The 23565-nt window shown below is 55.1% G+C and carries 21 protein-coding genes and 1 pseudogene; 10 read left to right on the top strand and 12 right to left on the bottom strand.

What is annotated here, in order from left to right; translation table 11 throughout:
* Complete coding sequence (locus IM290_RS09105; protein ID WP_193041682.1) at window positions 1-537, bottom strand: fimbrial protein; 537 nt, start codon at window positions 535-537, stop codon at window positions 1-3.
* 255 nt (window positions 538-792) lie between these two features.
* Between IM290_RS09105 and ybiB the strand changes: the two genes are divergently transcribed.
* The gene (ybiB, locus tag IM290_RS09100; RefSeq protein WP_193041681.1) at window positions 793-1755 is read left to right on the top strand and encodes a DNA-binding protein YbiB; all 963 of its coding nucleotides are present in this window, start codon (window positions 793-795) and stop codon (window positions 1753-1755) included.
* Between the two features lie 115 nt (window positions 1756-1870).
* Here the strand turns inward: ybiB and ybiJ are convergent, their stop codons facing one another.
* From ybiJ to mcbA, 3 genes are all read right to left on the bottom strand, one after another.
* Window positions 1871-2131 (bottom strand): DUF1471 family protein YbiJ, encoded by a 261-nt coding sequence (gene ybiJ, locus IM290_RS09095; protein ID WP_193041680.1) that lies wholly within the window; start codon window positions 2129-2131, stop codon window positions 1871-1873.
* Window positions 2132-2416: 285 nt separating this feature from the next.
* A complete protein-coding gene (locus IM290_RS09090; protein ID WP_003858472.1) occupies window positions 2417-2683 on the bottom strand; it encodes a DksA/TraR family C4-type zinc finger protein in 267 nt (88 codons plus the stop codon).
* A 123-nt stretch (window positions 2684-2806) separates the two neighbouring features.
* The gene (gene mcbA, locus IM290_RS09085; RefSeq protein ID WP_003858470.1) at window positions 2807-3070 is read right to left on the bottom strand and encodes a DUF1471 family periplasmic protein McbA; all 264 of its coding nucleotides are present in this window, start codon (window positions 3068-3070) and stop codon (window positions 2807-2809) included.
* Between the two features lie 242 nt (window positions 3071-3312).
* On the opposite strand from mcbA, the gene rlmF reads away from it, so the two are divergent.
* Complete coding sequence (gene rlmF, locus IM290_RS09080; RefSeq protein ID WP_193041679.1) at window positions 3313-4224, top strand: 23S rRNA (adenine(1618)-N(6))-methyltransferase RlmF; 912 nt, start codon at window positions 3313-3315, stop codon at window positions 4222-4224.
* Window positions 4225-4269: 45 nt separating this feature from the next.
* On the opposite strand, the gene ybiO is transcribed toward rlmF, so the two are convergent.
* The 6 genes from ybiO to rhtA form a co-directional block, all read right to left on the bottom strand.
* The gene (ybiO, locus tag IM290_RS09075; RefSeq protein WP_193041779.1) at window positions 4270-6480 is read right to left on the bottom strand and encodes a mechanosensitive channel protein; all 2211 of its coding nucleotides are present in this window, start codon (window positions 6478-6480) and stop codon (window positions 4270-4272) included.
* Window positions 6481-6600: 120 nt separating this feature from the next.
* Window positions 6601-7323: a glutamine ABC transporter ATP-binding protein GlnQ gene (gene glnQ / locus IM290_RS09070; RefSeq protein ID WP_006809503.1), complete on the bottom strand. Its 723-nt coding sequence runs from the start codon at window positions 7321-7323 to the stop codon at window positions 6601-6603.
* Entirely contained in the window at window positions 7320-7979 is a 660-nt protein-coding gene (gene glnP, locus IM290_RS09065) for a glutamine ABC transporter permease GlnP (protein WP_003858462.1), read from the bottom strand. Before glnP ends, glnQ begins: the two co-directional genes overlap by 4 nt.
* 93 nt (window positions 7980-8072) lie before the next feature.
* Window positions 8073-8816, bottom strand: a complete 744-nt coding sequence (glnH, locus tag IM290_RS09060; RefSeq protein ID WP_003858455.1) for a glutamine ABC transporter substrate-binding protein GlnH — start codon at window positions 8814-8816, stop codon at window positions 8073-8075.
* 361 nt (window positions 8817-9177) lie between these two features.
* Window positions 9178-9681: a DNA starvation/stationary phase protection protein Dps gene (dps, locus tag IM290_RS09055; RefSeq protein ID WP_000100801.1), complete on the bottom strand. Its 504-nt coding sequence runs from the start codon at window positions 9679-9681 to the stop codon at window positions 9178-9180.
* A 298-nt stretch (window positions 9682-9979) separates the two neighbouring features.
* Complete coding sequence (gene rhtA / locus IM290_RS09050) at window positions 9980-10867, bottom strand: threonine/homoserine exporter RhtA (RefSeq protein ID WP_017384917.1); 888 nt, start codon at window positions 10865-10867, stop codon at window positions 9980-9982.
* Window positions 10868-11221: 354 nt separating this feature from the next.
* Between rhtA and ompX the strand changes: the two genes are divergently transcribed.
* Window positions 11222-11740 carry an outer membrane protein OmpX gene (gene ompX / locus IM290_RS09045; RefSeq protein WP_003858450.1) on the top strand — a complete coding sequence of 173 codons (519 nt, stop codon included), beginning with the start codon at window positions 11222-11224 and terminating at the stop codon, window positions 11738-11740.
* A 116-nt stretch (window positions 11741-11856) separates the two neighbouring features.
* Here ompX and IM290_RS09040 read toward each other — a convergent pair whose 3' ends face one another.
* Both IM290_RS09040 and mntS read right to left on the bottom strand, forming a co-directional pair.
* Entirely contained in the window at window positions 11857-13440 is a 1584-nt protein-coding gene (locus IM290_RS09040) for a phosphoethanolamine transferase (protein ID WP_193041678.1), read from the bottom strand.
* Window positions 13441-13709: 269 nt separating this feature from the next.
* Window positions 13710-13838, bottom strand: a complete 129-nt coding sequence (mntS, locus tag IM290_RS09035; protein ID WP_017384915.1) for a manganase accumulation protein MntS — start codon at window positions 13836-13838, stop codon at window positions 13710-13712.
* Window positions 13839-14021: 183 nt separating this feature from the next.
* Between mntS and mntR the strand changes: the two genes are divergently transcribed.
* From mntR to iroN, 7 genes and pseudogenes are all read left to right on the top strand, one after another.
* Window positions 14022-14495: a manganese-binding transcriptional regulator MntR gene (mntR, locus tag IM290_RS09030; protein ID WP_015571059.1), complete on the top strand. Its 474-nt coding sequence runs from the start codon at window positions 14022-14024 to the stop codon at window positions 14493-14495.
* The gene (locus IM290_RS09025; RefSeq protein ID WP_193041677.1) at window positions 14492-15601 is read left to right on the top strand and encodes an anion transporter; all 1110 of its coding nucleotides are present in this window, start codon (window positions 14492-14494) and stop codon (window positions 15599-15601) included. Before mntR ends, IM290_RS09025 begins: the two co-directional genes overlap by 4 nt.
* 101 nt (window positions 15602-15702) lie before the next feature.
* On the top strand, window positions 15703-16797 hold the full coding sequence (locus IM290_RS09020) for an HlyD family secretion protein (RefSeq protein WP_032653048.1): 1095 nt from the start codon (window positions 15703-15705) through the stop codon (window positions 16795-16797).
* Window positions 16794-18365 (top strand): DHA2 family efflux MFS transporter permease subunit, encoded by a 1572-nt coding sequence (locus tag IM290_RS09015; protein WP_015571056.1) that lies wholly within the window; start codon window positions 16794-16796, stop codon window positions 18363-18365. The genes IM290_RS09020 and IM290_RS09015 overlap by 4 nt, the downstream gene beginning before the upstream one ends.
* Window positions 18365-19888 (top strand): efflux transporter outer membrane subunit, encoded by a 1524-nt coding sequence (locus IM290_RS09010; protein ID WP_193041676.1) that lies wholly within the window; start codon window positions 18365-18367, stop codon window positions 19886-19888. The genes IM290_RS09015 and IM290_RS09010 overlap by 1 nt, the downstream gene beginning before the upstream one ends.
* A gap of 102 nt (window positions 19889-19990) precedes the next feature.
* Window positions 19991-21032, top strand: a pseudogene (locus IM290_RS09005) (aldo/keto reductase).
* A gap of 346 nt (window positions 21033-21378) precedes the next feature.
* Window positions 21379-23553, top strand: coding sequence for a siderophore salmochelin receptor IroN (gene iroN / locus IM290_RS09000; protein ID WP_026080738.1), 2175 nt, complete (start codon window positions 21379-21381; stop codon window positions 23551-23553).
* Window positions 23554-23565 lie beyond the last annotated feature (12 nt).

Here is a 23565-nt window from a genome sequence, read left to right as displayed (position 1 = left end):
TCAGTTATAAATAACGGTGAAGGTCGATACGGAGTTGGCAGGGCCTGCGGTAATGGCGGCCTGAGTTTGAATATAACGCGCACCGAACTCCAGGTCGTTAACCTCCGTTCCGGAGGCTAAAGGATATTGCTTCGAAGGGGTATACAGAGTGACAGGCTGCCCGGAAGCATCCATTAGCTGAATAGCCACACCAGTAGCCGCATCGGTATCGGGCGTTAATGCCAGCGTGGCATTATTATCCGCATCCGGGGTACCACCGAAGTTAATCGTAGCCGAGGTTACGGTTTCCGGACAATTGGTTAACTTAATATCAAATTTCGTGAGTGTGCTGGTAGAGCCTGCGCCGGTAAATACCGTTTTAGATACTTTTCCTAACTGAACATCTAATGGATTACTTAATCCATTCACGACCTGGCAAGCAGAATCGATAATTTCTCCGGTGAAATTAATCTGCCCTTCACCGTTGGTTGCCGCAAATGCGGATGCAGAACATCCCACCGTTGCGGCGATAAACAACCCTAATGCAACCTTGTTCATAGTAAATCCCGATGTGTTTCTGGTAAAAACGTTGCCTGGACGTTTTTACCGTTGACCCTTAATAACTTTCCGATGTTTATTTAATCAAAAAAAGGGCAGGTACGAATCTTTTGTTCCAATCACAAATAATGCAAATAGTGCTTGAGTTTATTTTTTTACCTGAAAACAGCAGGTTGATAATGATCACAAAACACTATCGGGTGCGTGTTCATCGGGCTATATTGTTAACAAGATGATGCTGTCAGGAGAAATGTCGTGGATTACCGCAAAATTATCAAAGAGGTAGGGCGTGGGAAAAACCATGCTCGCGATCTGGATCAGGAAACGGCCCGTGCGTTGTACACGCATATGCTGAATGGCGACGTGCCGGATCTGGAAATGGGCGGCATTCTGATTGCGCTGCGCATCAAAGGGGAAGGTGAGGCGGAGATGCGCGGTTTTTATGAGGCCATGCAGTCGCAGACGATGCGTTTAACCCCGCCCGTCACGAAGCCGATGCCGATTGTGATCCCGACCTACAATGGTGCGCGTAAGCAGGCAAACCTCACGCCGCTGCTGGCTATTCTGTTGCAGAAACTCGGTTTCCCGGTGGTGGTGCATGGCGTGAGCGAAGATCCGACGCGCGTGCTGACAGAAACCATTCTGGAATTATTAGGCATCGAACCCACTCTCCATGCTGGCCAGGCGCAGGCAAAGCTGGAGGGGAACCAGCCGGTCTATATTCCCGTGCGCGCGCTCTGCCCGCCGCTGGAAAAGCAGCTGGACATGCGCTGGCGCATGGGGGTACGTAACAGCGCCCACACCCTGGCGAAGCTGGCGATGCCGTTTGCCGAAGACGCCGCGCTGCGTCTTTCCAGCGTCTCCCATCCGGAGTACGTGACGCGGGTCGGTCAATTCTTTGCCGAAATCGGCGGGCGAGCGCTGCTGATGCACGGGACTGAAGGGGAGGTTTACGCCAACCCGCAGCGTTGTCCACAGCTGATGCTGATTGAGCCTGCCGGGACGCGGGTCGTGCTCGAACGTGGGGAAGAGAACAGCGATGTGATCCTGCCTGAGTCGAAAGATCCGCAAGTCACCGCGCACTGGATCGTACAGTGTCTGGCCGGAAAGGTGCCGGTTCCGCAGTCTATCAAGCTGCAAATGGCCTGCTGTCTGCTGGCGGCAGGGGAAGTGGCGTCCGTGGACGCCGGGTTGCAGCGCGTGGCGCAGTCTTTTTAAGCAAAAAAAGCCCGTCCAGTGGCGGACGGGCAAACAAGGGTAACAACAACAGGGTCAATGAGGGTTGGAGCATCTCACCAGAGGGTAGGGTGAGGGTGGAGCATAATTCGTTCGATTACTTGTAGATAACCGCGGTACCGTTCAGTTTGTTATTACCGTTAGTGGAGGTGATGGTGTATCCACTTGCGCCGGCAGCGGCAGCTTTTTCCGCCAGTTTGGCTTCCAGACCGTCCAGCGTGGTCGCGCCTTCAGCACTCACCACCCCGATTTTGTTCAGATCCTGTGCCTGAGTAGAGGAGACTGGCTCTACGGCGAAAGCGCCGAAAGACAGAGCGGACAGGGCAACAGCGGCAACAGCATATTTGATGGTTTTCATAGGTCAATTCTCGCAGGTTATTCTGTTAAGGGGACGATGTTCCGTCGATGTGATAAGTATCACGGTTTTTAGTGGAAGATAAAATCGAAGAGAATTGACGTGGTTACTCAAAAAAATTGAATGACAAATAACTTATTGATTATTAATAAATTCAGAAGCGCAATTGACATTTCTTGGGGATGCGCTTTACAGAAGCCATCGGAAGGGCACGTTTTGCTACGCGTTTCGCTAAAAGTCGTGAGCGTAAAGTAAACGGCTGGCGCGGTTAACTTCGGTAAAGGAAAGTCAACGTAACTGGCTGTCTTTCGATCCTCTACGATTATATCCTGAATGTGTCGCATTTTTTGAATCTTTCTCCTGCTGACAGGCAATGCATAGCCGTACGCCAGGAATGGCTTTACGCCGTGCTTCAGGAATCGGATCCCCGCACTCTTCGCATTCCGTCAAACTTTCGCCGCGCGGAATTTCACCGCGAGCACGCGCGACCGCATCTTCAATGGTACTGTTGATCTGTTCGTTAACGGCGTCGTCATTCGCCCAGCCGGAAGCCATCATGTTCTCCTGATCTGTTTAAGCCATTCATCTTAATATGGGGTTAAAAAACGCACAGTCAAGGCGAAGGAAGGAAATGAGAACTGCATCTGCCTTGCAGATGCAGTGTGGGAAAAGAGGGCGTTATTTATAGATAGTCGCGGTGCCGTACATATGGTTATCACCACCGGCGGCGTTCACCACGAAGCCTTTAGCCCCTTCCTGACGCGCTTTTTCGGCCAGCTTGTCCTGAAGGTCATCAAGGTTGCTTGCCCGGCTGACAGAGACCGTCCCGGCCGCACGTAGCTGGCTGGTGTCGTTGCTGTCGGTCAGAGGTTGAACGGACCAGGCTGAGAACGATGCGCCTGCCAGCGCACCCGCAATAATAAAGGTCAGATACTTTTTCATAATCACATCCTCAGGGGAAACAACAGGTGATTCCTCTTAAGTTTAGAAGCCTGACGCGCGTGATTTAGCGCAAAAATTTGATGATGATCTGCTTATTTTTTGAACGATAAATTCTGACAATTTGCTGACAGATCATAGACATACAGGTTGCTGATTTTCGTCGGTTTTTTGTGCAGCGCAGACAGATATTTACCCCCGCGCCGTCACAGGGTATCTTACGCGGCTGTCTAAAGGAGAATGCCATGACTTCCCAAAAGCCGGGATTGCACCCGCGTAACCGCCACCGTAGCCGCTACGACATGAAAGCCCTGTGCCTGAGCTGCCCGGAATTGCAGGATTTTATCGTTCAGACACCAGCCGGTGAACCGTCGGTAAACTTTGCCGATCCGCTGGCGGTTAAGACGCTGAACAAAGCGCTGCTGGCCCATTTTTATGGCGTTACGCACTGGGACATCCCGGATGGCTTTCTCTGCCCACCGGTGCCAGGACGTGCGGATTATGTCCATCATCTTGCCGATCTGCTGGCAGATGATAATGGCGGCGTGGTGCCGAAACAGGCCACCGTGCTTGATATCGGTACGGGCGCGAACCTGATCTACCCCCTGATAGGCGCACATGAGTACCAGTGGCGGTTTACCGGCAGCGAGATCGATGCCGAGGCCTTTGCCAGCGCACAGGCCATTATCAACGCTAACCCAGGGTTAAGCCGGGCCGTTCGTTTGCGTCGTCAAAAGGATCCCGCTGCTATTTTCAACGGCATTATTCACAAGAACGAACAATATGATGCCACCCTGTGCAACCCGCCCTTCCACGACTCCGCCGCCTCCGCACGTGCGGGAAGTGAACGCAAGCGGCGTAACCTGGGCCAGGCTGAAGACGGCGCGCTGAACTTTGGCGGCCAGCAGCAGGAGCTATGGTGCGAGGGCGGGGAAGTGGCATTTATTCTGCGCATGATTGCCGAGAGTAAGGGCTTCGGTCGTCAGGTGAAATGGTTTACCACGCTGGTCTCCCGCGGCGATAACCTGCCGCCGCTTTACCGCGCGCTGACCGACGTCGGCGCGGTGAAAGTGGTCAAAAAAGAGATGGCGCAGGGCCAGAAGCAGAGCCGCTTTATCGCCTGGACCTTTATGGACGATAATAAACGCCGCAAATAGCCCCCCATCGCAGGCCGGGTAAGGCGAAGCCGCCACCCGGCTCGGTTACAGCGTCGGCTCTTGCGGAGGGAGCGGCGAAGCGGGCGGCGATAATACCTGATACGTCTGCACCGGCGCTCTCACGTTCGCCAGATCGAAGTGTTTTTTCACCATGCTGTCGAGGGCGAAGCGCACCGTCCACTGCTTCAGCGGCTGGGTGGTGAACGACACGCGCAGGGTAAAGGCAGTGTTCGTTAGCCCGACGATGCCCGCGAACGACGGTTCACCAATCACCAGCCCGCGAATATCCTCCATCTCCATCAGTTCGCTCACCGCATCCCGCAGCGCCTGCTTCGCCTTATCTGCATCCTCATGACGATCGACATCATAATTCGCCACCACCGAACCAATGCCGCGCACAAAGTTGGCAAAGGTGGTAATCGATGACCACGGAATAATGTGGTACGCGCCGGTATCCTGACGTACGCCGACGGAGCGAATGGACATCCTCTCCACCGTGCCGGTGAGCGGTCCGATGGTCACCAGATCCCCGGTGTTCATCCCGTTCTCGAACTGGATAAAAACGCCGGTGATAATATCCTTCACCAGCGTCTGCGAACCAAAGGAGATCGCCAGCCCAAGCGCACCGGCACCCGCCAGCAGCGGGGCGATATTCACGCCGATTTCCGACAGCACAATCATGATGGTGATGGTGCTGATGATCACCGCCAGCGCGTTGCGGCACAGAGTCAGCAGCGTGCGGGCGCGGGCGCTCGGCAGCGGCCTGCCGTGGACATCCGACACCAGACGGTTTTCGATAAGGCTTGCCAGCAGCGTCCAGCCGACGGCGGAGAAGAACAGGATCAGCGCGATACGAATAAGAATATCAACGGTCTTTTCCCCCGCGCCGTTATGCAGCCAGTTCCAGAAATCAAACAGCCCCCACGCGTTCAGCAGCAGCATAATTGCCACGCAGACCGTCAGAATACGCGCCACCTTCAGGGATACCGTCATCCAGCCATTTACCCGCTTTTGCAGTTCCGGGTAGTTACGCTGAACCTGCGGCGACAGGGTGATCGTTTTCGACAGCCAGCGGGAAAGCAGGCCAGAGACAAAGGCCGCGATGCCGATAATCGCCAGGCTTTTGAACGTCGCCCCCATCATAAATTTCAGGCTATTGCCCGGATCGAACAGGGAGAAGAAACAGAGCACAATAAAATAGGCGCTGGCCAGCCAGTGCCACACCAGCGCAAAGGCGCGAATAAAGAGGCTGAAAAAGGAGAGGGAGCGATCGGCCAGGTGCAGCAGGCTGTCGGTGATCGCTTTTTTATTGTGGAAGATGAGGTACAGCGCCCAGACGGTAATGCACAGCATGATCAGCACGTTCGCCAGCGCCCCGAACTGCACGTTAACCTGATTGGAAATAATCGGCACGGCAACCAGCAGGCCATAACCGATCAACCCGCTCAGCACGCTGAGCCGCACCGCCCAGTATTTGGCGCTCTGATCCGAAATGGCGAAGGGGCGAAGGTCCGGCACGCGCGGGCAGAAGATCAACCGCAGGAGGGCTTTAAAGAACTCAATCAGGGCAAACGCATTGAGGAACAGTCCCTGCTGAAACGCGATGGTTTTGTTTCCGGTATTAAGACGGTCGGCCAGCATCTGGCCGACAAACAGCGTCAGGGCCAGCAGCAGTAAATCGATGACAAACGCCCCGGTAATCATTGCCGGAAGATGCAGCCAGCTGCTTTTATGCTGATTCTTTTTGCGCCCCCACTGGCCCATTTTCCGGTAAAGCGGCCAGACAGACAGGCGCAACAGCCAGTAAAAAATGAAGACGGCGCCAGCCATAATAGCAAACTGGGTGGCGGCTGCGGAAAAGGTGTGAGGATTAAAAGGCTTATGTGAGGTGCCAACCAGGTTGCGATAGAGCTGGGCAAAACGCGACGACAGGGCTTCCCCGTAGCGGCGACTGATGTCGGTGACGTTTTCCAGCACCGTTTTTTCTTCTTCGGCTTCCGGCGGCGCAATAGCAGGAACCGGATCCTGAGGCGGCGTGGCGGCCACCTTCCTCAGCTGATCGATCAACTCCTGTCGGGACGTGTCGTTCTCAAGCACGTCGGCCAGCGCGCCGTAGGCGGCTTTTTTCTTTTCAGCGTCTGGCTCTGGCGGCGCATTTTGCTGGGTGGCGGTGGCTCCGGTGGTAACGCCGGGAAGGGTTACAGCAAGTGATGGCGCGCTAAACAGGCTAAACAGTAGCAACAGGATCCACGGCACGGCGTCCTCCGACAAAAATATCGTGCAAAATGATAAGTATAGAGCGCGGGGAGCGGAGGGGAGTTTTTGGGAACAATCCGGCGTAAAAAAGCCGGGCATGCCCGGCTCTGGGTGTGGCTATCAGGAGACGTGTTGCAGGAACTCCTGGAGGCGCTGGCTTGGTGGGTTCGCAATCAGCGCCTGCGGATTCCCGTCCTCCGCGATACGGCCCTTATCAATGAAGATCAGACGGGACGCCACCTTTTCGGCAAAGCCGATTTCGTGGGTAACGATCACCATCGTCATGCCTTCTTCCGCCAGATCCTGCATAACTTTCAGCACTTCGTGACGCAGCTCCGGGTCGAGTGCCGACGTTGGCTCATCAAACAGCATCATCTTTGGCTTCACCGCCAGCGCACGGGCAATGGCCACGCGCTGCTGCTGGCCGCCGGACAGCTCGGAAGGATAGTGGTGGGCACGCTCCGCCAGACCAACCTTCGCCAGCAGATCTTTTGCCAGCGCTTCCGCTGCCGCTTTGCTGGCCCCGCGCACGCGCAGAGGACCGAACATCACGTTTTCCAGCGCCGTGAGGTGCGGGAACAGGTAGAACTGCTGGAACACCATGCCCGCTTCCTGGCGGATCAGGCGCTCGTCCACTTTCGGATCGTTAACCTTCAGACCATCGACGATCAAATCGCCGCTGGTGATCTCCTCAAGCTTGTTAATGCAGCGCAGCAGGGTGGATTTACCGGAACCGGACGGCCCGATGATCACCACCACTTCGCCCTGCCTGATGTTCAAATCGATATTGTGCAGCACCTGGGTTGGACCAAAGTGCTTGGAAACGTTTTTAAATTCAATCACAGGATTTTCATCCTTCTTTCAAGACGACGCAGAACAAAGCTCAGGACAAGCGTGATAATCAGATAGACAACGGCGACCGCACTCCAGATTTCCAGAGCGCGGAAGTTACCCGCGATGATCTCCTGGCCCTGACGGGTCAGCTCGGCCACGCCGATAACAATAAACAGCGAGGTGTCTTTAATGCTGATGATCCACTGGTTACCCAGCGGCGGCAGCATGCGGCGCAGCGCCAGCGGCAGGATCACGTGACGAATGGTTTCGCGACGGGAAAGACCTAACGCCAGGCCGGCTTCGCTGAAGCCTTTATGAATCGACAGCACCGCACCGCGGGTAATTTCCGCAATGTAGGCGCCGGAGTTGATCATGATGGTGACAACGGCGGCGCTGAACGGGTCGATGCGCAGGTCGGTGAAGGCCATCGGCAGGGCGAAGTAGATGAACATGACCTGCACCACAATGGGGGTGCCGCGGATCACTTCGATGAAAACCAGTGCGATGTGGTTTGCAATCCAGCCGCCGTAGGTGCGGGCGAAACCGGCCACCAGACCGATAATCAACCCGCCAACCAGACCGAGGACCGAAATCCACAGGGTCATTTTAGCGCCTTCAAGCAAGAGAGGAATGGCAGGCCAGATGGCGCTCCAGTCAAACTGCATGATGTATTCCTGTATACCGTGGTGAAAAACAAAAAACGTAGGCCCGGTAAGCGGAAGCGCCACCGGGCGTTACAAACCTGAAGTCAGGTGAAATTATTTAGGCTCGGTACCGAACCATTTTTTGTAGATTTCGTTATAGGTGCCGTTCTCTTTCAGGGTTTTCAGCGCGCCGTTAACTTTGTTACGCAGGTCGTCGCTGCCTTTCGGGAACGCAATACCGTACTGCTGAGCTTCCAGGGAATCACCTACCGCTTTGAACTTGCCATTACCGGCGGTTTTGATGAAGTAAAGGATGTTAGGCGTGTCGTGCAGCACCGCGTCAGCGCGGTTGGTGCCCAGTTCCATGTAAGCGTTGTCGATGTTCGGGAACTGACGCAGGTCTTTGGTTTTGATGTTGGCTTTCGCGTAATCAACGGAGCCGGTTCCGCTCTTCACGGCGACCACTTTACCGTCGAGATCTTTCACGCTTTTCACGTCGTTGTTATCCGCTTTCACCATCACCAGCAGGCCGCTTTTGTAATAGCCGTCAGAGAAGTCGATGGCTTTTTTACGCTCTTCGGTAATGGTGATGCCTGCCAGCGCCAGGTCAACGTTTTTGGTTTGCAGTGCCGGGATAATGCCGCTGAAATCCATTGGCTTCAGGGTGTAATCCAGTTTGAGTTCTTTTGCGACAGCGGCCCACAGATCCACGTCAAAACCAACGTATTTATCACCCTGTTTGAATTCAAACGGGACGAACGCCGTGTCAGTCGCCACAACCAGTTTGTCGGCAGCCTGCGAGGACACCGCAAACGCCAGGGTAAGTGCAGCCAGTGAAACTTTTAATACAGACTTCATAGCATTTCCTTTTATATCCACGGGGCGATCCCCTGCGAGAACCTCAGGCACAATGAAAAAATCGTGCCAATTTTACAAGCTGTTGTTTTGCAAAGGGGATGATGTCACGCATTGCACAAAAAGCGTGGCAATTCTGCCAGGTTGCACCAGAATGGAGCACCGTTTTGGTGCGCTTCGTTAAGGTCTTCTGACAGGGGGATATTTAGCGCAGAATCTGACGAAAAAACAATCTTCCGTTAACGGTTGTGTGAGGTGATTATTACATTTTATTCACTTTTGCGGCCGTCGCGGGCAAAAGTGCGCACCATAAATGTGCAAAACCCCCGCCAGGGGCGAGGGTTATTCGGACAATCCGCAGGGATTATTCGATGTTGGACTCAATGAACCACAGGAACTGATCCAGGTCGCGTGATGCGGCAGTGAAGATATCAGCGGTATCTTCATCTTTGGCTTCGCCAATCGCTTTACGAACATCATTCGCCACAATCGCATAACGATCCGCCAGCTCTTTCAGGTGATCCTGAACGGTATGGATATCCAGCGGATAGCTTTTCAATGGCGTTTTGCTGTTGATCACCTGTGTGGTACCCAGTGCCACGCCACCCAGCTGTACGGCACGTTCGGCCATGGTATCCAGGTGAGTCACCAGTGCTGTGCGGAAGCCATCCAGCATTTCATGAACGGCAATAAAGTTTGCACCGCGCATATTCCAGTGGGCCTGTTTGGTGATCAGCGAAAGATCGATGAACTGGACCACCTGGCGATTCAGCAACTCGATGGTCGCTTTTTTATCGCTATCCGATACATCGTTACGGGTATAAAGCAGATTAGACGCTTTCGTTTTCACCAGTTTAGCGGTACTCATAATCTCATATCCTCTTGATGTTTGTGTCCCAGGTAATTACGGGACTAAGTATAGCACCGGATTTTTTCTCTGCGGTTTGGCTCTGCCTATCGGTTTAATAGCGAAAGGAAGGTTGTATTATCAACTATTTGAAAAATAAGTAGTTTATTTAAATTGATACAGATCAATCTTAATCCACTCTCCAGGAAGGCGAGCAGGTGAAATATTTTGGCAATATGAGAGAGTTTGTAAGAAATTATTTGAGCTACTGACGTGGCGTATATTCTGCATGGCGGGTTAGCCATGCAGAATTTAAGGCTTAGTTGAGGTCTATTTTTTCCACTTTAGGTTCCGGACGCATGGTCAGGGTGGAGCCCATTGACGCCGCGATAATGGAACAGAGCGCCAGCGTTTGTACCAGGGTCAGGGTTTCACCGAGGAAAATCATTCCTGAGATGGCGGCCAGCGCGGGCTCCATGCTCATGAGCGTACCAAAAATGCGCGTGGGCAGGCGCGTCAGGGCGATCATCTCCAGAGAGTAGGGCAGCGCCGTGGAGAGAATGGCAACCGCCAGCCCAACCGGCAGGATTGACCATTGCCATATTGAGTCTGTCGCTTGTGCCATTCCTATCGGGACAAAGATAACGGCGGCAATCAGCGAGCCTAAGGCGACCGTCGCGGGGCCGTGCTCTTCGCCCGCACGCTGGCCAGTGAGAATATACACCGCCCAGCACGCCCCCGCGCCCAGCGCCAGAGCTGCCCCTGTCAGATCGATTTGTGAAACGCTTTGCCCGAGCGGCAGCAGGAACCATAGCCCCAGCACGGCCAGTACGACCCAGATAAAGTCTACCGGACGACGAGAAGAGAAGAGGGCAACCGCCAGCGGGCCGGTAAATTCAAGCGCGACCGCGATCCCCAGCGGGATCGTCTGAATAGAGAGATAGAACATGTAGTTCATCCCTCCCAGCGCCAGCCCATAAAAAAGCAGAGGCAGTCGCTGCTCCTTTTTAAACCGTAGCCGCCAGGGTTTAAAGACAACCACGAGGATCAGGGTGCCTAATGCGATACGCAGCGCCGTGACGCCGGGCGCACCAACCAGCGGAAACAGCGATTTTGCCAGCGACGCGCCGCTTTGTATGGACATCATCGCGATAAGTATGACTGCCACCGGCATCCAGACCGACGATTTACGAGGTAAACCTGGCATCCTTTCTCCTGTCAATTTATGTCAAATGAGGTAAAAGTCGCAGTGTAATGGAAATAAGCTGCAACGGTTGAGCTACTGTTGAAAAAAATCCAGGGAAAATCCGTAAAATGAGAAAACGTTGATGATTTTATCGCCTGAAAGATTAGGAATAATCTGGATGAACTAAATGGCGATGACGCGCACTATTAGCATTTACAGGTGAAAATCTGGAGTTATTTGAACGAGATAGCTGGTGCTGGAAATGTTCTGTTACAGGAAAGGTCGCATTAGACATCGTGAATGACAAAGAGTTTCACAGAATTTTTTGATATATTTAAAACTTACGGACTTACTTGAAGCACATTTGAGGTGGTTATGAAAAAAATTGCATGTCTTTCAGCACTGGCAGCTGTTCTGGCTGTTTCCGCAGGTACCGCTGTAGCGGCAACTTCTACTGTAACCGGTGGTTACGCTCAGAGCGATATGCAGGGCGTGATGAACAAAACCAACGGTTTCAACCTGAAGTACCGTTACGAGCAAGACAACAACCCGCTGGGTGTGATCGGTTCTTTCACTTACACCGAGAAAGATCGTACTGAAAATGGCTCTTACAATAAAGGTCAGTACTACGGCATCACCGCGGGTCCTGCTTACCGCCTGAATGACTGGGCAAGCATCTACGGTGTTGTAGGTGTTGGCTACGGTAAATTCCAGCAGACCGAAAACCAGGGTCTGAACCGTACTGCAAGCAACAGCGACTATGGTTTCTCCTATGGCGCAGGTATGCAGTTCAACCCAATCGAAAACGTTGCTCTGGACTTCTCCTATGAGCAGAGCCGTATCCGCAACGTAGACGTTGGCACCTGGATCGCGGGCGTAGGTTACCGCTTCTAATCACTTCGGTGAGCCAGTAAAAAATCCGCCCAATGTGGCGGATTTTTTTTGTTTGTACCCTCTTCCTGTGGGAGAGGGCCAGGGTGAGGGCATCAGCCCGCACAAAACGGCAGAAATTACTTACTCTTAATATCGAAAATATCCGTCCCAAGATGGTTATAGTCGACTTTCTGTAACTTAAAGTTGGTAATGTAAACTGGCGGGCCCTTCTTCCCGGAGATAAACGGGTAATCATTTTTTATCTCTTTCGCCTTAATCCCCGTCCATTGTGAGAAGAATTTCAGGAAATCGTTCGCGGAACGGCGCGCTTTGATGATGCGATGCGTTTTGTCATCACTCGACAGCACCATAAACGGTACCTGGAAGTTTTGCTGGAACTTGTCATCGTGTGCCAGATACTGCACCTGTTTACCGCGCTCCTTAAATGCCAGACCGTGGTCAGAGAAATAGACCATCGAGAAGCTGTCGCCGCTGTTGCGCAGCTGTGCGTACAGCTTGCTGAGCAGATCGTCGGTTTGCGTCATGGTGTAGAGATAACACGAGGTCTCTTTGGATTGCACAAACTCCGCATATTTTCCCCCGGTACGATCGCATGCCTGCGGGTGTGACCCCATAAGGTGCAGGACAATCAGCTGCGGCTGGGTGCGCTGAGTAGCAAAGACCTGCGCCGTCATTTTTAGCAACGCTTCATCTTTTGTGTTTTTATCGGCTTCGAAATCACCGCTTTTCAGGAACTGTACCTCGTCGGCACGCTTCGCGATGCTGGCGATGGCGGTATCATACTCGCCGATCTGTCCCTGGTTAGAGAACCACCATGTCTGAAAACCTGCCCGGTTGGCCAGGGTGACAAAATTATCCTGAAACTGCGGTTTTCCATCCACCACGCGGTTGAGCGTCAGACCGAGTGATTTCTGCGTCGAGCCGCTGGCCGCCACGTAGTCGGTAAACAGCGTACCGTTAACGGAGCTGGCAAACGGCGTGTTATCCCAGTGACCGCCAAACGCGCCGAGCGCATCGCGACGCGCGCTTTCACCGATCACCACCACGTAGGTGTGATACTTCGGTTTCACCGCCAGCACGTTCCAGGTGTCTTTCATGGTGGAAAGCTCGGCCATACGCGCCTGCTCGTCGAGCACTTCCTCGTTATTCACCACCACGTCTTTGACGAAGCGAAACACCGGATACCCGGTATCTTTAAGCTTAAACACGCCGCCCCAGGCCAGATTTTGTACCGGTGCAACAAAAAACGTCACCACGCTTAAGGCCAGGCACAGGCTTTCAATTTTACCCCATGCCTTTTTCCCGACGGGCTTACGGCGAACCGCAATCACGCCGAGGGCAAAAATGAAAAGGCCAACCACGTAGTTGTACCACGGGAAGATCGTCAGGATCTCTGTGGACTCTTCCATATTGGTGGAGTGGAGCGCCAGCAGGGTATTAAAGTTCGGCGCGCCATAGGCCTGGCCAAACGGGAAATAGGCGGCAGCAATCAGAGAACAGATCCCGATAAGCACTTTCTGCACGCGCGGTGCGCTTCGCCAGAGCAGGTGAAGAATACAGGTGAACCCGACGGCATAAAGCAGGCTAAAGGGGTAGCCAAGAGCAAAGTTAATCAACAGCGATTGCAAAAAATAGAATCCCGTCCACGGGCTTAAGGCCCGGCTGCGGGTAACAAGTGTATCAATCAGGGTTACGTTCATAGATCACTATCACGAAAACGCCATGTGCTCACCCTGGCGTCAAGGGTCAAAGCCTGCCGGACAGTGCGTGGAAAGGGAATGAGAGGTCCGCTTCAGCGAGCCGCAAATTGTGCAGGGCTGCAAGAAGATAGTGCGAGCGTGAATTAAGGTCAACAGTTGCTAAACAGATGTTTTGCGAAGGGGGCTGCAAATCCGCAAAAATAATCGGGAACAGGCCAGTTTACAACGTAAGTGTGACGGGAAAATGAAGCGGCGTACCGCGACGCCGCTTAGTGGGAAGAATTGTCGTCCTGCTGCGGTTTGGCGTTAAACATATCGCACAGCATGTTCAACAGCATCAGGCGCACTTTAAAAGGAGAGTGGGTAAACACGTTCATACACCTCTTGAATTCATTCATAAGACCTCCTGATTCATGATCCCTTCGATCCGTGAAGGGTGACTGCATTACATACAGATATAGCACAGGCTATATTGTATAGCTATGGCTAATTCGTTAATTTTTTGTGCTTGTAGAGCTATGGTTTACAATGTGCGCTCCGTTACAGGGCGCTGGAAGCGTCAACCCCATTGAGGAAGCACAATGAACCGTCGCGCAGGTAAGCCAACAACAAAAAAAACGACGCAACTGGTGAACGTTGAAGAGCATGTGGAAGGCTTCCGCCAGGTGCGTGAGGCGCACCGCCGGGAGCTGATTGATGATTATGTCGAACTGATCTCTGATCTGATCCGTGAGGTTGGAGAAGCGCGCCAGGTGGATATGGCCGCACGCCTTGGGGTGTCGCAGCCAACCGTTGCCAAAATGTTAAAACGTCTGGCGTCGGTCGGGCTGATCGAAATGATCCCCTGGCGCGGGGTGTTTCTCACCGCTGAGGGCGAAAAGCTGGCGCAGGAGAGCCGCGAGCGACACCAGATCGTCGAGAATTTTTTACTGGTGCTGGGCGTCAGCCCGGAAATTGCCCGTCGGGATGCCGAAGGTATGGAACACCACGTCAGCGAAGAGACGCTGTTGAAGTTCCGCGAGTTTACGCTCAAATACGGTCCCTCCGCTGAATGAACATCCCCGGCTTGCAGGCCCTGAAACGCGATCGCTTTTTCCATCTTTTACTTATCACTGGCGTTGGGCTCAGCGTCTTTGTGCCCTTCACGCCGCACACCTGGCCGGCGGCCATAGACTGGCGCACCATTATTACTCTGAGCGGTTTGATGATGCTCACCAAAGGCGTGGAGCTGAGCGGCTATTTTGACGTGCTGGGGCGCAAAATGGTGCGCCGCTTCGCCACCGAGCGCAAACTGGCCCTGTTCATGGTCTTTTCGGCGGCGCTGTTGTCGACGTTTCTCACTAATGACGTGGCGCTTTTTATCGTGGTGCCGCTTACGCTAACGCTGCGTAAACTATGCGAAATACCGGTTACCCGTCTGATTATCTTTGAAGCGCTGGCCGTCAATGCGGGCTCGCTGCTCACGCCGATCGGTAACCCGCAGAACATTCTGCTGTGGGGACGCTCCGGCCTGTCGTTTACCGCGTTTACCGGGCAGATGGCGCCGCTGGCGCTGGCGATCGTGGCGACGCTGCTGGCGGTGAGCTGGTTTGCTTTCCCGAATAAATCGTTGCAGTATCACAGCGGTACAACCGGCCCCCATTGGCAGCCGCGTCTCGTCTGGAGCTGCCTGGGGCTGTATATCGTTTTCCTTATCGCGCTGGAGTTAAACCAGGCGCTGGCGGGCGCGCTGCTGGTGGCGTGCGGCTTCCTGTTCCTCGCCCGGCGGGTGCTGGTGAGCGTTGACTGGACGCTGCTGCTGGTGTTTATGGCGATGTTTATTGACGTCCATCTCCTGATCCAGCTTCCGGTATTGCAGAACGTTCTCCATAGCGTCAGCGGTCTGTCACAGCCGGGATTATGGCTGACGGCGATTGGTCTCTCGCAGGTGATCAGTAACGTGCCGTCCACCATTTTGCTGCTTAACTATGTTCCCCCAACGGTACTGCTGGCGTGGGCGGTCAACGTCGGCGGCTTTGGGCTGCTGCCTGGCTCGCTGGCTAACCTCATCGCCCTGCGGATGGCCAACGATCGCCGCATCTGGTGGCGCTTCCATTTATGGTCAATCCCGATGCTGCTCTGGTCAGCGGCGGTCGGTTTCGGACTATTCCTTCTCATATAGTGCGCAATTTGTCAGTTTTTCCTGGCAAATGTATAGCAACGTCCTAGCTTTAGTGAACGGCATAGTGTGATGCCGCTCACTGACAGGACCGTTGCTGAACTATGGCAGAAGATCAAAACCCACCTGCTGACGAGCAGGATCAAAACAATAACGAGCGCAAGCGCCCGGGGAAAAAACCGTTAATTATCCTTGGCATCGTGGTCATCGTGATGGTGATTGTGGCGCTGGTCTGGTGGTTTTTAACCCGTAACGAAGAGACCACCGACGACGCCTTCACCGACGGCGACGTTGTAACCATTGCCCCAAAAACGGCAGGCTACGTTACCGAACTTCGCGTGCGGGATAACCAGCGCGTGAAGAAAGGGGATGTGCTGGTGGTGATCGATCCGCGTGATACCACCGCCCAGCGCGATCAGGCCCAGGCCCAGCTTGGGCTGGCGATTGCGCAGTTGCATCAGGCGCAGGCGCAGCTGGCGCTCTCGAAGGTGCAATATCCCGCTCAGCGCGATGAAGCCAAAGCCCAGGTACTGAAAGCCCAGGCGGATATGGCCAACGCGCAGGCGGAGTACCGCCGTCAGCGCGGCGTTGACCCGCGCGCGACCACGCAACAAAGTATCGATGCCGCGAACGCTCAACTGCGGAGTGCCCAGGCGGGTCTGGCCAGCGCGCAGGCGCAGCTGGAAGTGGCGGAGCAGGTTCAGCTGCAAATCCGCCAGCAGGAGACCAACGTCGAAGCCCGCGAACGGCAGGTCGATCAGGCCAGAGCGCAGCTGGAAACCGCCAACCTGAACCTCTCTTATACCGAAGTCCGCGCCCCGTTCGACGGTTTTGTCACCAAACGCAACGTCCAGCCCGGTACGCTGGTGCAGGCAGGTACGGCGCTGTTCTCGCTGGTTTCCCCGAACGTGTGGGTGGTGGCGAACTTCAAGGAGTCGCAGCTTGAGCGCATGAAGCCGGGCGACAAAGTGACCGTGTCCGTCGATGCCTGGCCGGATATGGAGCTGGAAGGCCATATCGACAGCATCCAGCAGGGCAGCGGCTCGCGCTTCTCCGCCTTCCCGTCGGAAAACGCCACCGGTAACTTTGTGAAGATCGTTCAGCGCGTGCCGGTGAAAATCGTCATTGATAAAGGTCTGGATCCGAACAAGCCGCTGCCGTTGGGGCTGTCGGTTGAACCGAAGGTCACCGTGGAATGACGGATCACAGCCACGATAACTGGAAGCCCGCCAGTAACCCGTGGGCGGTGGCGATTGTGGTCACCCTGGCGGTGTTTATGGAAATTCTGGACACCACCATCGTCAACGTGGCGCTGCCCCACGTCGCGGGATCGCTCTCGGCCAGCTATGACGAATCCACCTGGGTGCTCACCAGCTATCTGGTGGCGAACGGCATCGTGCTGCCGATTTCGGCCTTTCTGAGCCGCCTGTTTGGTCGCAAGCAGTTCTTTCTGATCTGCATTGTGATGTTCACCATCTGCTCGTTCCTGTGCGGCATCGCCACCGAGCTATGGCAAATCATCCTGTTCCGCGTGATGCAGGGGTTCTTTGGCGGCGGATTGCAGCCTACCCAGCAGTCGGTGCTACTCGACTACTTCAAGCCGGAGGACAGGGGCAAAGCCTTTGGCCTTTCATCCATTGCCATTATCGTCGCGCCGGTACTCGGTCCCACGCTGGGGGGCTGGATCACCGATAACTACTCCTGGCGCTGGGTGTTCTTTATCAATATCCCGGTAGGGATTGTGACGGTGCTGGCCATCTATCAGCTGCTGGAAGATCCGCCGTGGGAGAAAAAGTCGGAAGAGAAGCTCACCGTCGACTGGACGGGGATCGGCCTGATCGCCCTCGGTCTTGGCTGTTTGCAGGTGATGCTCGACCGGGGCGAAGATGATGACTGGTTCTATTCGAACTTTATCCGCACCTTCGCAGTACTGACGCTGGTCGGCATTATCGGCGCGATCTACTGGCTGATGTATGCCAGAAAGCCGGTGGTGGATCTGCACTGTATGAAGGACCGCAACTTTGCGATCTCCAGCCTGCTGATGGCGGGGATGGCGATGATCCTGTACGGCAGTTCGGTGGTTATTCCGCAGCTGGCGCAGCAGGATTTGGGCTATACCGCCACCTGGTCCGGGCTGGTGCTCTCGCCCGGCGCGGTGCTGATTGTGCTGACCATCCCGCTGGTGCTGAAGCTGATGCCGGTGGTGCAGACGCGCTGGATCATCGCGTTCGGCTTTACCTGCCTGGCGGTGTCGTTCTTCTGGTCCCGCACGCTGACGCCGGATATCGATTTCGAAACGCTGGTGCTGTTCCGCAGCGCTCAGTCGATTGGACTGGGATTCCTGTTTGTGCCCCTCACCACCATCGCCTTTATCTCGATCCCGAGGCGGCTTAACGCCGACGCGGCGGCGCTGTTTACCATGTTCCGCAACGTGGCCGGCTCGATTGGGATTTCGCTCTCGACGGCGGCGATCACCGAGCGCTCGCAGGCGCACAGCGCGCATCTGGCTTACCACGCTTCGCCGTTTAACGAGCAGTTCCAGCTGGCGATTCGCGAAAGCGCCCAGGCGATCCAGAACTTCACCACTCAGGTGGGCGATCCGACCGGCATTGCCACCGGGCGGATGTACCAGACGATGATCGAGCAGTCGCGCTTTCTGGCCTACATCGACGTATTCACCATTCTGAGCGCGGTGGCCCTATTACTGATTCCGTTTTGTTTGTTGCTCTCGCCGGTTAAGAGCGAGGGGAGTGCAGGAGCACACTGATGATACACAGACGTTTACACCCCCTGATGATAATGATGCTGCTGGTGGGCTGCGCCGTCGGGCCGGACTACCAACAGCCTGCACCGCCCGCCACCACGCACTGGAACGATAAGGGCGACAGCGCGGTGAAATCGCAAACTTCCTCCGCGGCCACTAAACCGCGCTGGTGGACAACCTTCGGCTCGCCGCAGCTCGACAGCCTGATTGAACGCGCCATCGCCGGGAATCTGACGCTACAGCAAACGGTATTACGCATTGCCGGCGCGCGCGAACAGATTAACCAGGCCGGCGGGGCGTTTTTCCCGTCGGTGAATGGCAATGTGCAGGCGACGCGCCAGCAGCTTGGGCTGGAAGGGGAGCTGAAATCCCACGGCGTGTATGACCAGTTGAATAATGTCGATCCTGAACTGCGGGGCGCGTTAGGCCCGCTGACGCAGCCGATAAACCTCTATCAGGGCAGCTTCGACGCCCAGTGGGAAATCGACCTGTGGGGCAAGGTGCGCCGTCAGGTAGAAGCGGCTGAGGCGCAGCAGCGGGCGGCGATCGAGCAGCGTAACGATGCGCTGGTCTCGCTGGAAGCCGAAGTGGCGCGGGCGTGGCTACAGCTGCGTGGGGCGCAGAGCATCATTGCCACGCTTAATACGCAAATTGAAAGCGCACAGCAGACGCTGGATCTGACCGAAAGCCGCCAGCGGGGCGGGCTGTCGCCGCAGATGGACGTGGAAAATGCCCGGGCGCAGCTGGGCAATCTTGAAGCGCAGCTGCCGCAGTATCAGGCGCAGGAACGCCAGGCGATGAACGGGCTGGCGATCCTGCTCGGCAAACCGCCGGGCGCGCTGGATGCCGAACTGCAATCCGTGCAGCCGATGCCTGCCCTGCCAGATATTGTGCAGACCGGTATTCCGTCGACGCTGGCCCGCCGTCGCCCGGACGTGCGCGAAGCCGAGGCGAATCTCCATGCCGCCACGGCGCAGATTGGCGTCTCGGTGGCAGAGCTGTTCCCGAGCTTTACCCTCTCCGGACAGTTTGGCCTGCGCAACAGTGAATCTAACTGGCTGACCGACTGGAGCAGCCACTTCTACAGCTTTGGCCCGCAGGTTTCCATACCGATTTTCCAGGGCGGTCGGCTGGTCTCCAGCGTCAAGGTGGCGCGCGCGCAGCAGGGGGCGGCAGTGCTGGACTATCGCCAGACGGTACTGACGGCGCTCGGCGACGTTGAAAACGCGCTGGTGAGCTATCGCACCGACCAGCAGCGTGAAGCGGGCCTGGCGAAAACCATCGACGCGCTGCAAAACGCCTTTGATCTCGCCAGCGACAGCTACCGGCAGGGGATCGCCAGCTTTATTGACGTGCTGGACGCCCAGCGTCAGCTCGCTCAGGCCGAACAGCAGCGGGCGCAGGCGCAGGTGCAGAGCGCGCTTGATCTGGTGGCGCTCTACAAAGCCCTCGGCGGCGGCTGGGAGCCATATCAGCAGGTGCGGTTGCCAGACTACAGCGTCTTTGGCGACGCCCCGCGCGGATAGATTCAGAGGATTGGGCAAGAAACGGACAGGAACGCCACATTCGCGATGGCTGGGGGGCGGGTATAACTAACAGACATCCAATCGACATGCGAGGAAAGCGTTATGCGTTATCAAAAACTGGGCAATACCGGACTGTTTGTTTCTGAACTCTGCCTCGGCACCATGACCTTCGGCGGTGAAGGCGGCATGTGGGGCAAAATTGGTCAGCTTCAGCAAAGCGACGCCGAGCAGCTGGTGGGCCGCGCGCTGGACGCCGGGATCAATTTTATCGACACGGCAGATGTCTACTCGGAAGGGCGTTCAGAGGAGATCACCGGGCAGGCGCTGAAGAACCTGAAAATTCCGCGCGAAAACGTGGTCGTTGCCACCAAGGTGTTCGGTGAAACCGGCACAGCGGGGGGTGAACTCGCGCGGTAGCTCGCGCTATCACATCATCAGCGGCGTGAAGGAGAGCCTGCGTCGCTTGCAGCTGGATCATATCGATCTCTATCAGCTGCACGGTTTCGACCCCGCGACCCCCATCGAGGAGACGCTTTACGCGCTGGATAATCTTGTGCAGCACGGTCACGTGCGCTATATCGGCGTCTCGAACTGGGCGGCATGGCAGATTGCCAAAGCGCTCGGCATCTCTGAGCGTCTGGGGCTGGCGCGTTTTGCCTCATTGCAGGCGTACTACACCATCGCCGGGCGCGACCTTGAGCGCGAACTGGTGCCGATGATGCAGAGCGAAGGCGTCGGGTTGATGGTATGGAGCCCGCTGGCGGGTGGTCTGCTAAGCGGAAAATACGATCGCGACGGGCAGAGCGCGGCCGGTAGTCGTCGCCTGGCGTTCGACTTCCCGCCAGTGAATAAAGATCGCGCCTTCGACTGCGTGGACGTGATGCGTACCATCGCCGAAAGTAAAGGCGTTTCCGTGGCGCAAATCGCGCTGGCGTGGCTGCTGCACCAGAAAGCGGTGACCAGCGTCATTATTGGTGCGAAACGCGTCGATCAGTTGGATGACAACATTGCCGCAACCGGCGTTCAGCTAAGCGATGATGAGCTGAAACAGCTGGATGCGGTCAGCGCGCTGCCGCGCGAGTATCCTGGCTGGATGCTGGAGCGCCAGGGCGAGTACCGTCGCAATCAGTTAGCGCAACAATAACCTTTCTTTCCCCGGTGGCGCTTGCGCTTACCGGGGCTGCGTTCCCTTGTAATGACATATTAACGTTATGTCACTACACGAAATACCAATGGGCTGTTCTCTTCTTCCGCAGTTTCAGTATGCCAGCTTTACGAACGCACAGGGCGGTACCCGGGAAGAATCACTCCGGGCCAATGCGTGCGTTTCATTAATGCGCGCATCCGTGTATTAAGGATTGCCTTAATCCTCCTCAAATGATATTAATTATCATTCTTATTATAAAAATAATGGCAGTTTAAAATATCTGGCAAGGATGTGAGCTTAACGATCGATCACTTTTGCGTTAGGCATGTATTAGGGAATGGGTATGAGAATTATCAAGATCTTCTGGCCGCTCACTGCGCTCCTGGCAGGGTTGAACAGTCAGGTATCACTGGCAAAATCCTCCGATGATAACGACGAGACCCTGGTGGTGGAAGCCACCGCTGAGCAGGTACTCAAACAGCAGCCGGGCGTGTCGATTATTACCAGCGAAGATATTAAAAAGAACCCTCCGGTCAATGATCTCTCCGATATTATTCGCAAAATGCCCGGTGTCAATCTGACCGGCAACAGCGCCTCGGGTACACGTGGTAATAACCGCCAGATCGACATTCGCGGCATGGGGCCGGAGAACACCTTAATTTTAATTGATGGTGTACCGGTGACGTCGCGCAACGCCGTGCGTTATAGCTGGCGTGGAGAGCGTGATACCCGCGGCGACACCAACTGGGTGCCACCGGAACAGGTTGAGCGTATTGAAGTGATCCGCGGCCCTGCGGCGGCACGCTACGGTTCGGGCGCAGCGGGCGGGGTGGTGAACATCATTACCAAACGCCCTACTAACGACTGGCACGGTTCGCTGTCGTTATACACCAACCAGCCGGAAAGCAGCGACGAAGGCGCTACGCGTCGCGCCAACTTCAGCCTTAGCGGGCCGCTGGCTGGCGATGCGCTGACCATGCGCCTGTACGGAAACCTGAATAAAACCGATGCCGACAGCTGGGATATTAACTCCTCGGCCGGTACGAAAAACGCGGCCGGGCATGAAGGGGTGCGCAACAAAGATATTAACGGCGTTGTCTCGTGGAAATTAAATCCGCAGCAAATTATCGATTTCGAAGCCGGATATAGCCGTCAGGGGAATATCTATGCGGGCGATACGCAAAATAGTTCTTCCAGTGCCGTCACTGAAAGCCTGGCGAAATCCGGCGAAGAGACGAACCGCCTGTACCGGCAGAATTATGGCGTTACACATAATGGTATCTGGGACTGGGGTCAAAGCCGTTTTGGTGTCTATTACGAGAAAACCAATAACACCCGCATGAATGAAGGATTATCCGGTGGCGGTGAAGGGCGTATTTCAGCGGATGAAAAGTTCACGACCAATCGCCTGAGCTCCTGGCGAACCAGCGGCGAGCTTAATATTCCGCTGAATGCGCTGGTCGATCAAACGCTGACCGTGGGTGCGGAGTGGAGCCGCGATGAGCTCGACGATCCTTCCTCTACCAGCCTGACCGTGGATGACAGTGATATCGGCGGCATTTCTGGCTCGGCTGCGGATCGCAGCAGTAAAAACCATTCCCAAATCAGTGCGCTGTATATTGAAGATAATATTGAGCCGGTTCCCGGCACGAATATCATTCCCGGCCTGCGCTTTGATTATCTCAACGAGTCCGGCGGTAACTTCAGCCCCAGCCTGAACCTCTCGCAGGAATTGGGGGATTACTTCAAAGTCAAAGCGGGGATTGCCCGAACCTTTAAAGCACCAAACCTGTATCAATCCAGCGAAGGTTATCTGCTCTACTCGAAAGGCAACGGTTGTCCAAAAGATATTACATCGGGCGGCTGCTACCTGATCGGTAATAAAGATCTCGATCCGGAAATCAGCATCAATAAAGAAATTGGGCTGGAGTTCGCCTGGGAAGATTACCATGCCAGCGTGACCTACTTCCGCAATGACTACCAGAATAAGATTGTGGCCGGCGATAATGTTATCGGGCAAACCGCTTCCGGCGCATATATTCTCCAGTGGCAGAACGGCGGGAAAGCGCTGGTGGACGGTATCGAAGCCAGCATGGCGTTCCCGCTGGTGAAAGATCGTCTGAACTGGAATACCAATGCCACCTGGATGATCACCTCGGAGCAAAAAGACACCGGTAACCCGCTGTCGATCATCCCCAAATACACCATTAATAACTCGCTTGACTGGACCATCACCCAGGCGTTCTCTGCCAGCGTCAACTGGACGTTATACGGCAGACAAAAACCGCGTACTCATTCGGAAACTCGTAGTGAAGATACTGGCGGTCTGTCAGGTAAAGAGCTGGGCGCTTATTCGCTGGTGGGGACGAACTTCAATTACGATATTAATAAAAATCTGCGTCTTAACGTTGGTGTCAGCAATATCTTAGATAAACAGATCTACCGATCTTCCGAAGGGGCGAATACCTATAACGAGCCTGGCCGGGCTTATTATGCCGGTGTTACCGCGTCATTCTGATCGTAGTGTTAC

Origin of the sequence: Enterobacter cloacae complex sp. S1 (assembly GCF_014930525.1) — a bacterium.
GTDB lineage: Bacteria > Pseudomonadota > Gammaproteobacteria > Enterobacterales > Enterobacteriaceae > Enterobacter > Enterobacter hormaechei_C.
Note: the sequence above shows the minus strand (reverse complement) of the source record. Positions and strands in the feature narration are given on the sequence as shown.